The organism is Paenibacillus segetis (genome assembly GCF_014639155.1).
Classification (GTDB): Bacteria; Bacillota; Bacilli; order Paenibacillales; family Paenibacillaceae; genus Fontibacillus; species Fontibacillus segetis.
On record NZ_BMFT01000002.1, the window covers coordinates 186253 to 201694 of the forward strand.

General features: G+C 42.2%; 10 protein-coding genes. 6 read left to right on the forward strand and 4 right to left on the reverse strand.

The window, feature by feature from the left end:
• Positions 1 to 62: 62 nt before the first annotated feature.
• Entirely contained in the window at positions 63 to 5891 is a 5829-nt protein-coding gene (locus IEW05_RS17070) for an NPCBM/NEW2 domain-containing protein (protein ID WP_188541059.1), read from the forward strand.
• Positions 5892 to 5939: 48 nt separating this feature from the next.
• On the opposite strand, the gene IEW05_RS17075 is transcribed toward IEW05_RS17070, so the two are convergent.
• Entirely contained in the window at positions 5940 to 7589 is a 1650-nt protein-coding gene (locus IEW05_RS17075) for a glycoside hydrolase family 19 protein (RefSeq protein ID WP_188541060.1), read from the reverse strand.
• A 238-nt stretch (positions 7590 to 7827) separates the two neighbouring features.
• Here IEW05_RS17075 and IEW05_RS17080 point away from each other — a divergent pair, with 238 nt between their 5' ends.
• Both IEW05_RS17080 and IEW05_RS17085 read left to right on the forward strand, forming a co-directional pair.
• Positions 7828 to 8628, forward strand: coding sequence for an alpha/beta fold hydrolase (locus IEW05_RS17080; RefSeq protein WP_188541061.1), 801 nt, complete (start codon positions 7828 to 7830; stop codon positions 8626 to 8628).
• Between the two features lie 31 nt (positions 8629 to 8659).
• Positions 8660 to 9634 (forward strand): sensor domain-containing diguanylate cyclase, encoded by a 975-nt coding sequence (locus IEW05_RS17085; protein ID WP_188541062.1) that lies wholly within the window; start codon positions 8660 to 8662, stop codon positions 9632 to 9634.
• A 74-nt stretch (positions 9635 to 9708) separates the two neighbouring features.
• Here IEW05_RS17085 and IEW05_RS17090 read toward each other — a convergent pair whose 3' ends face one another.
• The 3 genes from IEW05_RS17090 to IEW05_RS17100 all read right to left on the reverse strand — a co-directional run bounded on the left by IEW05_RS17090 (position 9709) and on the right by IEW05_RS17100 (position 12625).
• Positions 9709 to 10440 carry a class I SAM-dependent methyltransferase gene (locus IEW05_RS17090; RefSeq protein WP_188541063.1) on the reverse strand — a complete coding sequence of 244 codons (732 nt, stop codon included), beginning with the start codon at positions 10438 to 10440 and terminating at the stop codon, positions 9709 to 9711.
• Between the two features lie 128 nt (positions 10441 to 10568).
• The gene (pgoN, locus tag IEW05_RS17095) at positions 10569 to 11411 is read right to left on the reverse strand and encodes a glyoxal/methylglyoxal reductase (protein ID WP_188541472.1); all 843 of its coding nucleotides are present in this window, start codon (positions 11409 to 11411) and stop codon (positions 10569 to 10571) included.
• 20 nt (positions 11412 to 11431) lie between these two features.
• Positions 11432 to 12625 carry an MFS transporter gene (locus tag IEW05_RS17100; RefSeq protein WP_188541064.1) on the reverse strand — a complete coding sequence of 398 codons (1194 nt, stop codon included), beginning with the start codon at positions 12623 to 12625 and terminating at the stop codon, positions 11432 to 11434.
• A gap of 161 nt (positions 12626 to 12786) precedes the next feature.
• Between IEW05_RS17100 and IEW05_RS17105 the strand changes: the two genes are divergently transcribed.
• From IEW05_RS17105 to IEW05_RS17115, 3 genes are all read left to right on the forward strand, one after another.
• Positions 12787 to 13149 (forward strand): winged helix-turn-helix transcriptional regulator, encoded by a 363-nt coding sequence (locus tag IEW05_RS17105; protein WP_188541065.1) that lies wholly within the window; start codon positions 12787 to 12789, stop codon positions 13147 to 13149.
• Between the two features lie 20 nt (positions 13150 to 13169).
• Complete coding sequence (locus IEW05_RS17110; RefSeq protein WP_188541066.1) at positions 13170 to 13907, forward strand: uracil-DNA glycosylase family protein; 738 nt, start codon at positions 13170 to 13172, stop codon at positions 13905 to 13907.
• Between the two features lie 151 nt (positions 13908 to 14058).
• Entirely contained in the window at positions 14059 to 15423 is a 1365-nt protein-coding gene (locus IEW05_RS17115) for a TrkH family potassium uptake protein (RefSeq protein WP_188541067.1), read from the forward strand.
• Positions 15424 to 15442: the final 19 nt, after the last annotated feature.

The following is a 15442-nucleotide window of genomic DNA, read 5'->3' on the forward strand; positions in this document are numbered from 1 at the left end:
AGTTTTTTTTGCGCCTGTTTTAGGTTATTCGTCATAACTATCATTCATCAGGAGGAAAAAGTATGAAGAAAATGATTGCAATCGCCACATCGGCAGCGCTACTAGTTAGTTTGTCGAGTGAGGCGGGGTTTGTTGCAGCAAGTGAAATACATAACACAAATGTGACGAAAAGCGTGTTGGAAAGTAGCTTAACTCTAGCCAGCTTGGCAACGGTTAAGCCATTTGATTTGTATGGGAAGGACGTTTTAAGTGCTTATAATGAAGTATTTAAAATGAATAATGTAAATATTAAATCGATCACGAATAATGGTGGTAACTATTCAGGTTCTCCTATAAATAAGGCGATCGATGGCGATATGAATACGCACTGGGAGACAGGTAAACCGAATACTTCAACATTTACGAATGAGGTCGTATTTCTGTTAAATGAATCAACTACATTAAATAGAATCGTATATGCAGCTAGACAATCTAGTGCCAAAGGCAAGGGATTTGCCCAAGAGTTCGAAATTTACAGCTCGATGACGGATGCAGGCGATGATTTCAGTTTAGTATCCACGGGAGAATATACAGGTTCAACAGGCGATATAGTTGAAATTAAATTTGCGCCGGCAACGTTTAAGCGAATCAAATTTGTCTACAAAAAAGCGAATCAGGACTGGGCAAGTGGGGCTGAATTTGCTTTTTATAAAGAAGATGCCGTATCGGACAAATTAAATTACTTATTTACCGATGATACATATAGTCAAGTGAGTGAAGAGTTTAATACAGTAGACAAACTAATAACTTTGGAGAATGAAGTGAAGGCACATCCTCTATACGCTCAATTTACAGCAGAAATAGAGAATGCCAAAATACTTTTAGCAAGCAATCCAATAGCATCAACTACAGCAAAGGTTTCTACCCTTAAAAGTTATGGCACGGAATATGAGGCGGCTTATAGCGAAGCCTATCGTATGCCGAATTCCAATGTATCCAAAGTAACGACAAATGGCGGAAGCTACCCGGGCACGAAACCAGAATACATGCTCGATGATCTGCCAAACACACATTGGGAGACTAATAAAAACAATGATGATACCTTCACGAATGAAGTTGTATTTGAATTAACGAATGCTGAAGTGCTGGACAGAGTAGCCTTTCTAGCTAGAGACAATCGGAAAGGATTCCCGGAGGCGTTCGAGATCTATGCATCAGAGACGAGTAAAGGAGACACATTTAAGCTTGTTTCTAGCGGAACTGCGGTTAGTACAAATGATTTTCTGCAATTCAAGTTCGAACCAACAAAGTTTAAGCGAGTAAAATTTAAGTTCACAAAAGCCAATATTAACAGACCGTTTGTAGCTGAATTTCGGTTTTATAAGCAAGATCAAGTAAGTGATGCGGTCGATGGACTGTTCATCGATGGAACGATGAGTTCAGTAGTTCCCGAATATAATAGTGTGGCCAAAATCAATGAGCTAGAGGAAGCTGCCAAAGCGCATCCATTATATCCTCAGTTCAAGGATCAACTGGATTTGGCGAAGAAGGTAGTAAATGGTGAAGTGCAAACCGAAGGTACGATCATTACGGCTGAACAACATGGCGATATGAAAAAGCATGCGCAGCAAAACTTAAGATTTAACATGGGTACGAATAACCAGCCTACCGGACTTGTGGGCATGCCAGGCGATACGATCAACGTCTATGTGGATGTTGATTCTAACGCTAAAGTACCTTCGTTAATTTTCTCACAACAAGAAGGTTCTTGGAATAGTTGGGCAAGGGGCGTGCAATTACGTCCTGGGAAAAATACAATCGTGGTACCTGAATCCCCTACCAACAATGCTTACGCCCATGATGTAACGAAAGGTGGGCCTATTTATATCGTTAATCCTTATACGCCGGAAGAGCAAGGCAAAGCGCCACGCCTTCGTTTTGAAGGTGTAGAACGATTCCCGATGATGACAAAGGATACCGATCCGGCAGAATTTAAAGCCTTGTTAACTTCGTATAAACAAAAGCTAGACGCAGACAAAGCGGCACATCCGAACGTTAATGACCGTGAAATGATCGATGTTGTCGAAATGGTGAGCGATCGTATTATTTTCACAGGTACAGCTACGGCAGCTTACAATCAGTTTATTACAAATGATCAAAATCCACTCGATACCTTATCGGGTTACGATGTGTGGATCAATAGATTATTTGATTACTTTGGTCTAGATGGCCGCAGTGAGAACCATGATGCCAAGCTTATCCGGGAGAATATTAGATTAATGCAGCCATATGGTGCGATGTACGCAGCAGGTGACCACACCGGGATTCAAGGCGGAACCGTACCCCTGATGCTAGAGGATTTCAGCAAGGTATATCCAGGCTGGGGCTTATCGCACGAGATCGGGCACCGCATGGCTGTGGGTGAACGGGAGTATGGTGAGGTCAGCAATAATATGTTGCCTATGTTGCTGTCTGTAGAGCGTAATTCTATGGATACGCGCATCCCATTTGAATCGGATATTTATAAATATGTTATTGAAGAAAATAAAGTAGCCATGGAACAGCAGGGTCTTTTTGCGAGACTCGGAGCGTTCTGGCAATTAGAATTAGCGCACCCGGGGTATTGGGCGGAGCTAAATAGTCTATATCGAGATCGTAAAGTATCCCTTCCTAATGGTGAGAGCTCGAGACAGCAATATTTAGTAGAATTCTCTTCCGAAGTGTTAGGCCAGGATTTGAGTAGCTTTTTTGCTAGACATGGCTTCGCGGTGGATTCGGAGACAAAAGTCAAGGTAAGTAAATATCCAGCTTCGGGCAAGTTATGGTATCTAAATAATTCGGTTGTCTATTATGAAGGAACAGGAATCGCTAACAAAAATGTTACTATCAACATCAATATTAGCGCAAATGCTGCGGCTAAAACGAATACGTTGAACTTCAATATGGATAAGGCATACAAGGAAGATTTTCTAGGATATGAGATTTACCGAAACAATGTCTTAGTTGGATTTACGGGTACGGATCAATTTGTAGATACCAATGTCGATGGGGCTCAGAACTATACCTATAAGATCATTGGCTATGATAAAAAATTGAATGCCCTAAATCCTGTAGAGGTTAAGGCGTTCAAGCCAGCACTATCGGTTGAAGAGCATGTTACGCTCAAGCTGAACCAAACATTTGATCCAACCAGTTACGTTAAGGCGATGAACTATCAAGGACAGGATATTTCAAGTAATGTCGCTGTAAAATCAAATAACGTGGATATTACGACCAAAGGAAATTATGAAGTTGTCTATGAAATTAAGAGCGAAGGGACAACTGAGACCAAGACGACACATGTAACCGTAACAAGTGATTATGTGTATGCTTCGGATCTGGATGCTACATCGGCTACTGTTGGTTGGAGCACATTGAAGAAAGACAAAGCACCTGCAGGTAGCGCGATCACGTTAGTAAGACAAGGAGTAGCTGCGACGTATGCTAAGGGCTTAGGTGTTCATGCCAACTCTGAGGTTGTGTATAACATTGAGGGTAAGGGTTATGACTTCTTCAAGAGCTATATCGGTATCGATCAAGCGATGAAAAGCAATACGGCTTCTTCTGCAACGTTTGAAATCTATGTCGATGGGGAGCAGAAATTTAGCAGTGATGTATTCCGTTCGAGTACAGAACATGAATTTGTACAGATCCCTGTTACAGGTGCAAGAGAAGTTAAGCTGGTAACAACCGATGCGAATAATAATGGAAATTCGGCGGATCACACCGTATGGGCAGATGCAAAGTTCACGAATAATGCTAGTCTGCCTACATTAACGGTTCCTGAAGACATGGCGCTCTTGAAGTTAAATAGTGAGTTTGATGTGCTGAAAGACGTAGAAGCATTTGACGCTGAAGATGGTAATTTAATTGGACAAGTTGAAGTTAACTTGAATGGTTTCGATTCAGGTAAACCGGGAACTTATCAAGTCGAATTCAAAGTGACGGATAGTGATGGAAATACCGTTACGAAGACTAGGGAAATCGTTGTTTACAGCGCAAGTTCATATCTCAGTGACTTGAACTGGGAATCAGCAAGAACGGATTACAATGTGGTAAGAAAAGATAAAGCGAGTACAAACAATCCAATCAAGTTACTTGTTAATGGTGTAAACCAAGAGTTTGAAAAGGGGATCGGAACGCACGCCAATTCTGAAATCGTATATAACCTTACTAATACGAACTATGCTTATTTTGAAACGGTAGTGGGTGTCGATCGCAATATTCCAGAACAGAATAACTCGAGCGTGAAGTTTAGCATCCTGGCAGATGGTCAAGAAGTATATAACAGTGGATTGATGAAATATAGTACTGAGGCTAAAATGGTTCGAATCCCAGTGACGGATGTGCAGCAATTGAAACTTGTCGTAGACAATGCAGGGAACGGGAATACTTCTGATCATGCCGATTTTGCAGATGCAAAATTCCTTGTATTGAATAGTGTGCCAGTACTTATGATACCTAAATCGATATCGACTAAAGTAGGACAAGTCATCCATATCGATGAGTATTATGAAGCCATGGATGCCGAGGATGGAGACTTAACTTCTAGTGTGGTAGTTACAGGGGCAGATCAAGTCAACTTCAATCGAGCTGGTGAGTACACAATCTCTTACAGTGTAACGGATAGCGATGGCAATACAGTGACGAAGACTCGTACGGTCGCCGTTGTGAACATGGAGGATTACAGCTATCTGACGGATTATGATTGGGCGGCTACAACTCATAGTTATACGGCTCCTCGCAAAGATATCTCTATTAGTAGTAATAAGCTACGTTTAACAGATGAGAATAATCGTGAGGTTGCTTATGAACGAGGAATCGGAGCGCATTCGAATTCTACGATTGTGTATGACCTGAGCGATAAGAACTATGATTACTTCACTTCTTACGTGGGTGTCGATCGTCAAATGTACGGTACTGTTGGTTCTGTTAGTTTCGAGGTTTATGTGGATGGAGACAAGAAGTTTGATAGTGGACTCATGAATTCAAGGGACCCGCAAAAATTCATCGAAGTGGACATTAACGGAGCGGTTGAGTTTAAATTAGTCGTGACCGACGGGGGAAATGGCAACGGGTCTGACCATGCTACATGGGGAGATTCGAAGCTACATTTTGCCAACGTGGATAGACTATTCACTGGAGTTCTGGAACAAGCGATTGTAGATGCTAAAGTGCTGAGTCTTGAAGGATATACGGAGGAGAGCGTTGCAGCATTCACTGCGAGCCTAACTGATGCCGAAGCTGTTCTAGTGAACCCGCAAGCGACACAAGCAGAAGTCGATGCAGCGCTGGCCGCATTACAAGCAGCAATAGCAGGTTTAACCTCAATTGACTTAACACAGGTAATTACTGTGCAAGACAACTATCTTAGTAATTCTATCAAGACAACGTTAGGCATTACGGGTGATATTACGCTTGGTGATATGCTGAAGTTGACTACATTAACGAGTGAATCCAGAAGGGCAAGATCGCTGGAAGGATTGCAGTATGCCAAGAACCTGATGACGTTAGATGTCATTGGCAATGAAATTACGGACTTCTCTCCATTAAAGGATCTAAAGAAACTCGAAAACCTATTGATCGATCCGCAAGTCGTTGAGGTAGGAGGAACGTTAGAAGGACCTATTATTGAAATAGAAAACTTAGTCACAGGAAGAGACGGTAATAAAGTTATCCCTTATTTAGCAGGGGTTAGACACAATCAAACGTTTAAAGAGATTGTTTATGATATGAGTGAATGGGAACAAAACCCCGATAAGTTCACCATAGACCTGTCCAATGATGATAAGGGGTATTACATGATGTTCATCTCTTATCAAGTAGAAGGTAGCCTTGTGCAATTAATGTATATGATGGATAACAACAAGTAGTGACAAGAAGTAGGGACAAGGGGACAGGCCCCTTGTCCCTTTCTCTTTCTAGAACGGACTCATGCCGAGAGTGTTTAATTTCTCCCCTGTAATATTGACCCCCATTTTTGTTGTAATATCACGATAATGACCAACGCGGCGGCCGACTCGATAGTCGGTTTCGTCTTTGTTTCCTTCAAAACTGCCATTGATGATCATGATGGTGACACCAAACCCTGGAGGGGTTAATCCCTTGGATATTTCTGCTGCTGAAGGCGTCCAATTTCCGACCATGACATCGTGAGCCGATGGTTTTGGTGGCTGTGGTGTCATCCAGAATAGCATAGCCGTCATGAAGCCTAATTTACCTTCACTCGTAATAAGCTCCGGTTGTTGAAGCAAGGTATCTTTAGTTCCATAAATAATTCCGCTAATTAAGCCATAATTGTAGTTCCAGCTCAATTGAATCGGCCCACGTCCATGATACGATTTGCCTGCAACGGGTGGGAAGTTCGTATCGGACTGAACGTAACCAATGTTGGTAGAGTTAATGTATCCTACTTCTTCATTCCAATAGAGACCCCAACTAAGCTCGCCGCCAGGCGCTGTCGCCCAACCTCCACCTGTTTCATGAGCGATATTGGCGAGGAATGCCGCCAGTTCACGCTTGCGGTCGACCGTAGAGCCTTCTTTAATAAATGAACCAAAATCAACGGTTTTGGAGATGATCGGAACGCTTAAATTCCACGAAGCGTTAAAGTCGGCATTTTGCATAATGAGCGTTTCTTTCTTCGTTGTCTTGTCTAATCTGAATACACGAGTGTTCCAAGTAGCTCCTTGCCGATATTCTAGCTTGTATTTGATATTGGCCACATCGGTTACGGCAGCGATCAAGTTGTTGTACGAATAATAGTCTGTTTGGCCCGGCTTGTAATACGGCTTGTCTGCAGCAAATGTATGCCATGCTGACGAACCGATACGCATGGGGAATAGCGCTTCGTATTCACTTTGTGGTAGTGCACTTTGTACGGCTGCAACTGCATTAGTTGGTGAGAATTGCGGATCGATACCGCCCCATGACGATATAATTTGCTGATCGGTTAATACCCGGCTTTGACCAGGAGCTAATTCACCTAAGGTCGTTCTCACGCTGATCGCCTGGCTTGCTGTCGTGTTATTCTTGGCATCTCTTGCTTTTACGTAATAAGTATATGCGGTATCCTGTTGTAAACCTGTGTCGGTGTATGTCAGTGTGGAGGCATTAGCAGAGGAACCCACCTTGATCTCGTTACGGTAAATGTCATAGCCTGCTACAGCAATGTTGTCTGTTGCGGCCCCCCAAGATAATGTGATGGTGTCAGCAGTTTGCCCTGTCGATACAAGATTAGTCGGAGCTGTTGGAGGGATCAGGTCTTCAACGCCGCCTGTATCTGGGCCAAGTAGCAGCCAAGGTGAACTTGATGGATCCCCCGTACCGGGTACATCGCCTTGTGTCCACCATTTGGCTCTATACACATTGTTGTTGTAGCTGACTTCATTGCCGCCCACATAGACTTGAGTAGATACCCAAGGTGAGGCAGTTAGAGAAGCTTGCTGTTGTACTTCACTTGCAGATACATTTGTTGTAACCGCTTCCATAGGTGCGAATACTAATAAGGCAGATAGTAGAGTGATGCTTACGCGCATTAACTTGGTACTTGTCAATTTACGTCGTTTCATAGTCATCCTCCTATACTATTGGTATAAATTCAATATCAGTATAGTAGACTATGAATCTATTAGCTATAGTCAATTATGCCTATATTATGTTTAATATACAAATATTGTTATATAAATTAACGTATGGTTCTCTTTATTAGTCTTAATACTCTTAATCTAATCTATGATTAATAAGCTTGATATTTATAGGGTATCCCTTAGAATGGAAGAAAGTAACTTTACAAGGGAGACAGATGGAATGAGCGATATTGTTGTACGAAATCATGTAAAAGTAATTGGAGAAGGGCAACGTACAATTATCTTTGGCCATGGATTTGGATGTGACCAAAGCATGTGGCAATATATCGTGCCCTCATTTAAGGAGAAGTATCGCATCATTCTTTTTGACTATGTTGGCTCAGGTCATTCAGATATAAGCGCATATCGATCAGACAAATATAGTTCACTACACGGTTATGTTCAGGATGTATTGGACATTATTGAGGCCTTAGAGCTCAAAGATATTATCTTCATTGGCCACTCTGTCAGCTCCATGATAGGCATGCTGGCCTCGATCGAGCGCCCAGAGGATTTCGATAAATTGATTATGGTTGGACCTTCACCGCGTTATTTAAATGAGGGTGATGATTATTTCGGTGGCTTTGAGAAAAGTGATATTACAGAACTACTAGATATGATGGAGATGAATTTCGCAGGTTGGGCTAGTTTTATGGCTCCACTGGCGATGAATAATCCAGATCCTATGTTATCGCAGGAACTGGAACGAAGCTTTAGCTCAGTAGATCCTGTTATTGCTAGAGAATTTGCTAAAGCAACCTTCCTATCCGATCATCGGAATGACTTAGCAAAAGTCACCGTTCCTACACTCATCATGCAATGTTCGGATGACAGTATCGTCCCTATAAAAGTAGGCGAATACTTACATGAGCACTTGAAGAATAGTACGTTACGATTAATGAAAGCCAAAGGTCATTATCCACATATCAGTCATCCAGAGGAGACGATCACTCTCATTAATGAATATCTGCAAGCAGTATGATGAGATTATGCTAACTGAAAGGAATTAAGCAATGGATGAGCGTTTGCAATATGCCCCATGTGGGTATGTTTCTATAACACATGAAGGAGAGATCATGGATGTAAATCATACCTTCCTTGATATTATGGGATATTCACGGGAAGATTTGGTGCAGCAACATTTTGAATCTATCATGTCTACGGCTAATAAGCTCATTTTCCATACTTATTTCTACCCTTTTATCAATCTAAATGGACATGTAGAAGAAATGTTTATAAGTTTGAGAGATCGTAAAGGTTTGGCGATTCCTTTCTTGCTTAATGGTAGAAGGTTTGAGAAGGAAGGCGTGGAGATTATTGATTGCATATTGATGCAGATGGGCAAACGGATTGATTATGAGGTTGAAATTCGGACGGCGAAGCGGCAAATAGAAGAGGCCTATTGGGAAAAAGACCAAGCGCTCGAAGAGTTGCAACAACTCCATGCCGAGATTGAACAGAAGCAGCAAGAGTTGATGGATTTAAATGCGGATTTATTAAAACTATCTGTTACGGATAAGCTTACGGGCTTGAACAATAGAAGATTTTTCGAGGATAAGCTAGCAGAACAGATCGCCTTATATGGCAAGATTCAACAGCCCTTTTCACTGTATATTATAGACATAGACCATTTCAAAAAAGTGAATGACACGTGGGGACATCCCATTGGCGATCTAGTATTAGTGAGACTAGCGGAGATTTTGCAATCGCATGTCCGTAGCGAAGATATGGTTGCTAGGTTAGGGGGAGAAGAGTTTGTGCTGATCTTACCTAACTTAGATGCTGCTGAGTCCAAGCGAAGAGCCGAGGATTTGCGCCTTGCTGTAGAGAGGGCTACCTGGGAGACGGGAGACATCACGGTGAGTATTGGCATAGCAACGTATTCCCCAATGGATTCGGATGCAAGCATCCTGAAAAAAGCCGATTTAGCACTGTACGCTTCTAAAGAAAATGGAAGAAATCGCATAACACATATCATGGATTTGTGAGTGGGACAAGGGGACAGGCACCTTGTCCCATTTTTGTTGGGATAGAGTGGGACAAAGAACCTGTCCCCCTGTCCCTATTTTACCGCGGAGAGGATGAGGAACATAGGTCTGCGATTCTCATCTTTCATTAGGGGATCACTCTGTAACATCTCATCGGAAGGTATCGGCTCTTTAACGGCTTTTATGGTGAATCCGGTCTCAATTAAGTTATTCATGTAGGTTGAAATGGTACGGTGATATTTAATCACGTTATCGGTTAAGAAGGTGGTTTGGCGTAATCCCTCGGATTGATAATGATCTACAGGCCAATGTAGGCGGTTGCCTTGATCATCGACAAACCAGTCTTGTTCATTGCGAGAAGTAAAGATAGGATGCTCAACTGAGAAGATGAAGGATCCGCCAGGCTGTAGGCAGTCATAGACCTTTTGGCAGATGGCCTCAAACGATTCGATATAATGAAAAGCCAATGAACTGATGACCACATCAAATTGTGAGTTGGCGAATTCAATATCTTCAATCGGCATTTGTGTATACGTAATTGCTGGATCATCGGTTAGCTCTGCAGCGGTTTGCAGCATTTTTTCGGAAATATCTACGCCTATCACCGAGCTTGCCTGCTGCTCACGGGCATATCGGCAATGCCAGCCAAAACCGCAGCCAAGATCCAGCACGCTTTTATTCCGCAACTCAGGAAGTAATGCCTTTAGTACATGCCATTCGCCTGCACCCTCTAGTCCTTTGGTTGAGCGGGGCATTTGTTTATAGGCAGAGAAAAAATTGGAATCATCGTATTTGTTCTGTTTCATTGGATACACGTCTCCTAAAGTTTGCCTAAGCCTATGCTAACTGAAATACATCGCAGCTTCAAGGTGGGACAGGTTCTTTGTCCCAAAAAAAGAGGGACAAGGGCCTTCCCCCTGTCCCTCCACATATATTAAAAATCAAAGTTGTCCGGATCCGGGCCAACGCGAAGATCTTGGTTCAAACCATCAATCTGAGCCATATCTTCTGGTGAGAGCTCAAAATCAAACAGTGCCGCATTTTCGATAATCCGATGCTCTTTTGTAGACTTTGGAATCGTTACAACACCGTGTTGCAGATCCCAACGCAAAATCACTTGAGCAATCGATTTATTATGCTTATCGGCAATTTCTTTGAGGATAGGCTGATCGAGCAGCTGACCTTGCATCAAAGGAGACCATGCTTCCATTTGAATCCCCTGTTCTTTGCAGAAACCCATCAGCTTGGTTTGAGTTAATCGTGGGTGGAATTCCACTTGGTTCACCATCGGTTTAATTGTAGCTGTCTTCATCAATTCAACGATGTGATGGATTTGGAAATTGCTTACCCCAATGGCTTTTACACGACCCTCTTTATATAAGGTCTCCAAAGCTCTCCATGCTTCTTGAAATTTACCTTCTACAGGCCAATGAATCAGATATAGGTCCAGATACTCCAGACCGAGTTTGCTGAGACTTGCCTCGTAGGCTGCTAGTGTGGATTCGTATCCTAGATCAGCATTCCAAACTTTTGAAGTCACAAAGAGATCTTCTCTTGGGATATTGTTCTCAAGCATGGCTTGTTTAATGCCTTCTCCAACACCCTGTTCATTGCCATAAATAGCGGCGGTGTCGATACTGCGATAACCATGTTTGATTGCTGCTTTAACAGCCTCGACTAGCTCCGCACCTTCCTCTACTTTAAATACGCCGAGCCCAAACCACGGCATTTGAATACCATTGTGTAATGTTGTTGTGTCTTGTAAGTTTTGTACGATCATTGAAAAACCTCCTAATGTTAGATTGTAATTTTATTATCTTTTCGATCCAAAGAACGTGCCCAGCCGGTCAAAATGACGGCCCCGAGAACCATCAACGCTCCAACCCATGCAGTATGAACAAGTCCAATGGAGTCGGTAACGACACCACCTAAATATGCCCCAATGGCGATGCCAGCATTAAATGCAGCAATATTAACAGCAGAAGCAACATCTACTGCTTTCGGAGCATATCGTTCAGCCAGCGTAACTACATACACTTGTAGTCCCGGTACATTCATAAAAGCTAACAAACCCATAAAGAAGATCGTTATAAGACCGGCAATTTTATAGGGGGCTGTGAATGTTAGGACGAGCAGTACGATAGCTTGGAAAATAAACATATAGAACAGGGCCGTAGTAGGCTTACGGTTTGCAGCTTTTCCTCCAATAACGTTACCGATGGCAATGGCAATGCCGTATAGCAAGAGAATCACCGCTACCGTACTTTCCTTAAATCCGGTTATATCATGTAACAAGGGGGATAAATAAGTAAAGACAACAAACGTCCCTCCGTACCCTATGGCTGTAATAACGAAAGCCAGCAGTAAACGCCCATTCGTCACTAGTTTGAGCTGGTCACGAAGCGGCGTTTTGGTTCCTTTACGCAAATCAGAAGGAATCAATATCATATTGGCTATGAAAGCCAATATACCAATGATCACGATCCCAATAAAGGCGGCACGCCAACCCCAGTGTTGCCCGATCATCGTACCTAAGGGTACTCCTGTAACGGTAGCGACGGTCAGTCCAGAGAACATAATAGCTATGGCACTGGCTCTACGATTTTCGGGTACGAGGTCAGCTGCGATGGTTGAACCTATCGACATAAATACGCCATGAGAAAATGCAGAGATAACGCGAGCTACCAGTAAAATACCTACTCCACTAGCCGTAGCTGCTAAGCTATTACCCACAATAAAGACGATCATAATCCAGAATAATAAAGATTTCCGAGGAACCTTTGTGGTCAATGACGTTAAGATAGGGGCTCCAAAAGTTACCCCCAATGCATACAAGGTAACAGTTAAAGCTGATGTTGTGACAGATATATTTAAGTCTTCAGCGATAAGGGGGAGTAACCCCACGCTAATGAACTCTGTTGTCCCAATCGCGAATGCACTTATGGCTAATGCAAGGAGTGCAAGTGTACTTCTTCGTTTATCAAGGTGCATGAGTATAACTCCCTTAGTGTTAGTGTGGAATAACCGGCCGGTAGATGCTATTATGAGATACTTGGGGGATAATGAACAGTACGCACTTTAAAGTGATATAGGTACTAAAAAGTAATATAGGCACTAGAAAGTGCCTATGAACCGATTGGGAGGATGAATTTGTGGTTACTAAGAAATACAACATATCAGTGGAAGCGACCCTGGAGGTTATCGGGGGGAAATGGAAGTGTGTCATCCTGTGTCATCTAACACATGGCACAAAAAGGACAAGTGAACTAAAGCGGCTTATGCCCGCTATTACACAGAAAATGTTGACTCAGCAACTACGGGAATTAGAGCAGGATGGCATTGTGAACCGAATTGTCTACAATCAAGTTCCTCCTAAAGTGGAATACGAGCTTAGTGAATATGGATGGAGTCTGAAATCAATATTGGATTCGCTTTGCACTTGGGGGGAGAACCATATTATTAAAGAGTACGGCGATAAGTTCGCTGTCTTAGAAGACAATGTGCTAAATAATTAATGTAACGTGAGGAATAGATCATGCTCATTTCTAATTATTTGCAAAGGTATAAGGAGACGCTGCTCTTGCTCCCTAAGGATACGATGTTATCTAAAGAAGACCTGTTGGTTGATGAGTTATTAATGGAGCGTAATGGTACCCTTGAGATGTATTACGCACCACACAATGAGTATATTAATCCCTCCGCAAGAGTGATTATTGTAGGAATAACGCCGGGTTGGACACAAATGAGAATAGCCATTCAAGTAGCAGTTAAAGGTCTAATAGTTGGCTTATCAGATGAGGAAGTATGTAGAGGAGCAAAAGAGGCAGCGAGATTCGCCGGGACTATGAGAAATAACTTGATTAACATGCTAGATACACTTGATTTGCATCAACAGTTGAACATCGCTTCCTGTGAAGAATTGTTCAAGGAGAATCAAGGTCTGCTGCATACCACTTCTTTATTGCGATTTCCGGTATTCTTTAAGAAGAATAATTATAGTGGAACCCATCCAAATTTAATCTCATCCCCATATCTAAAGGAATTTGCTCTAGTGTCTCTTCGTGAAGAGCTTAGCATCATGAAACATGCGCTAATCATTCCATTAGGCAAAACGGCGGAGAGTGTCCTTCAGCTCCTAGTAGGAGAAGACAAGCTGGATGCTAAAGCGTGTTTATGGGGATTTCCTCATCCATCAGGAGCCAACGGACATCGACATAAGCAGTTTGCCGACCATCAAGACCATATGAAAAGGATAGTAAAGGATCTATTCTAGAGTAATTTAAGCGGCTCTATTTACTGTTTGGAGGAATGTTTCAGACTAATCCAGCCAAGGACTATTTTGGATGATCCAAATTCATTGCTTTTTTGAATATCAGTTGATACGATAAGCTCTTACATGTATATAAAAAGGAGTTAGTTCATCCATGTTACGTAAAGCGAGAGGTTGGCTGGAACAACGGTCACCTGCTCAGGTTATAGGCGGATATTATTTACTAGCTGTAATAGTATCGATCCTCTTATTTAGTATCCCGGCCGTGCACAAGCCTGGGGTTCATGTGACTTTTTTTGATACTGTCTTTACAGCGGTGAGTGTAGTGAGTGATACCGGTCTAGGTGTATTCAACGTTTCGGAAACTTATAGTGGATTTGGTTATTTCGTCATTATGCTCGTCTTGCAATTTGGTGGTATTGGCATTATGGCGATGAGTACATTTTTCTGGCTCCTTATGGGTAGAAAAATTGGGCTGAAAGAACGCCGACTGATCATGGTAGACAATAACCAGTTCGAATTATCGGGTCTCGTACAACTAGTGAAAGAAATCCTGAAAATTATTGTCTTAACTGAGCTTATAGGGGGACTGATTTTTGGATTTTATTTTTTGCGTTATTTTCCAACCTGGGAGGAAGCATTTCTTCAAGGCTTATTTGCTTCTGTCAGTGCGACCACCAATGCGGGTATGGATATAACCGGTGAATCACTTATTCCTTTTGCGGGTGACTATTTTGTGCAACTGGTGACGATTATACTGATCATTTTTGGAACCATTGGGTTTCCTGTTTTAATTGAAGTGAAGAACTTTCTTTCTAGAAAAAGAAACCATGCGGAAGGCCCTTTTCGCTTTTCTTTATTTACGAAGTTGACGACATTCACGTATGCGATTCTTCTTTTAATAGGGACCATTTTTATATTCTTATTCGAATATCAACACTACTTTAAAGGTATGTCGTGGCATGAGAGCTTTTTCTATGCATTCTTTCAAGCGGCAACGACGAGAAGTGCCGGGCTAACTACCATGGACATCAATGAGTTTTCGATGCCAACGCACTTGCTAATGAGCTTTCTTATGTTTATTGGTGGGTCCCCTAACTCTGTGGGGGGTGGGATTCGCACGACGACATTTGCACTTAACATCTTATTTATTTATCACTTTGCTAAAGGAAACCGTGATATCAAGATTTTTAACCGAGAACTTCATGAAGATGATGTGCTGAAATCACTGGCCATTACGTTATTAGCTATTATTATGTGCTGTATGTCTGTGATTGCTATAAGCATTTCCGATAGCGGACAAGATCTTATTGCGATTCTTTTGGAGGTATGTTCAGCCTTCGGTACGGTAGGATTGTCGACGGGGATTACTCCAGAGCTTAGTCCTTTTGCGAGATGTTTGCTGATGATTTTGATGTTCATTGGTAGAATTGGACTAACGTCTTTCTTATTTATCATTGGCGGCAAACAAAAGAAAGCCAAGTTCCATTATCCAAAAGAAAGAGTAATTACAGGGTAATCCGTAACCTTTTTGCGCC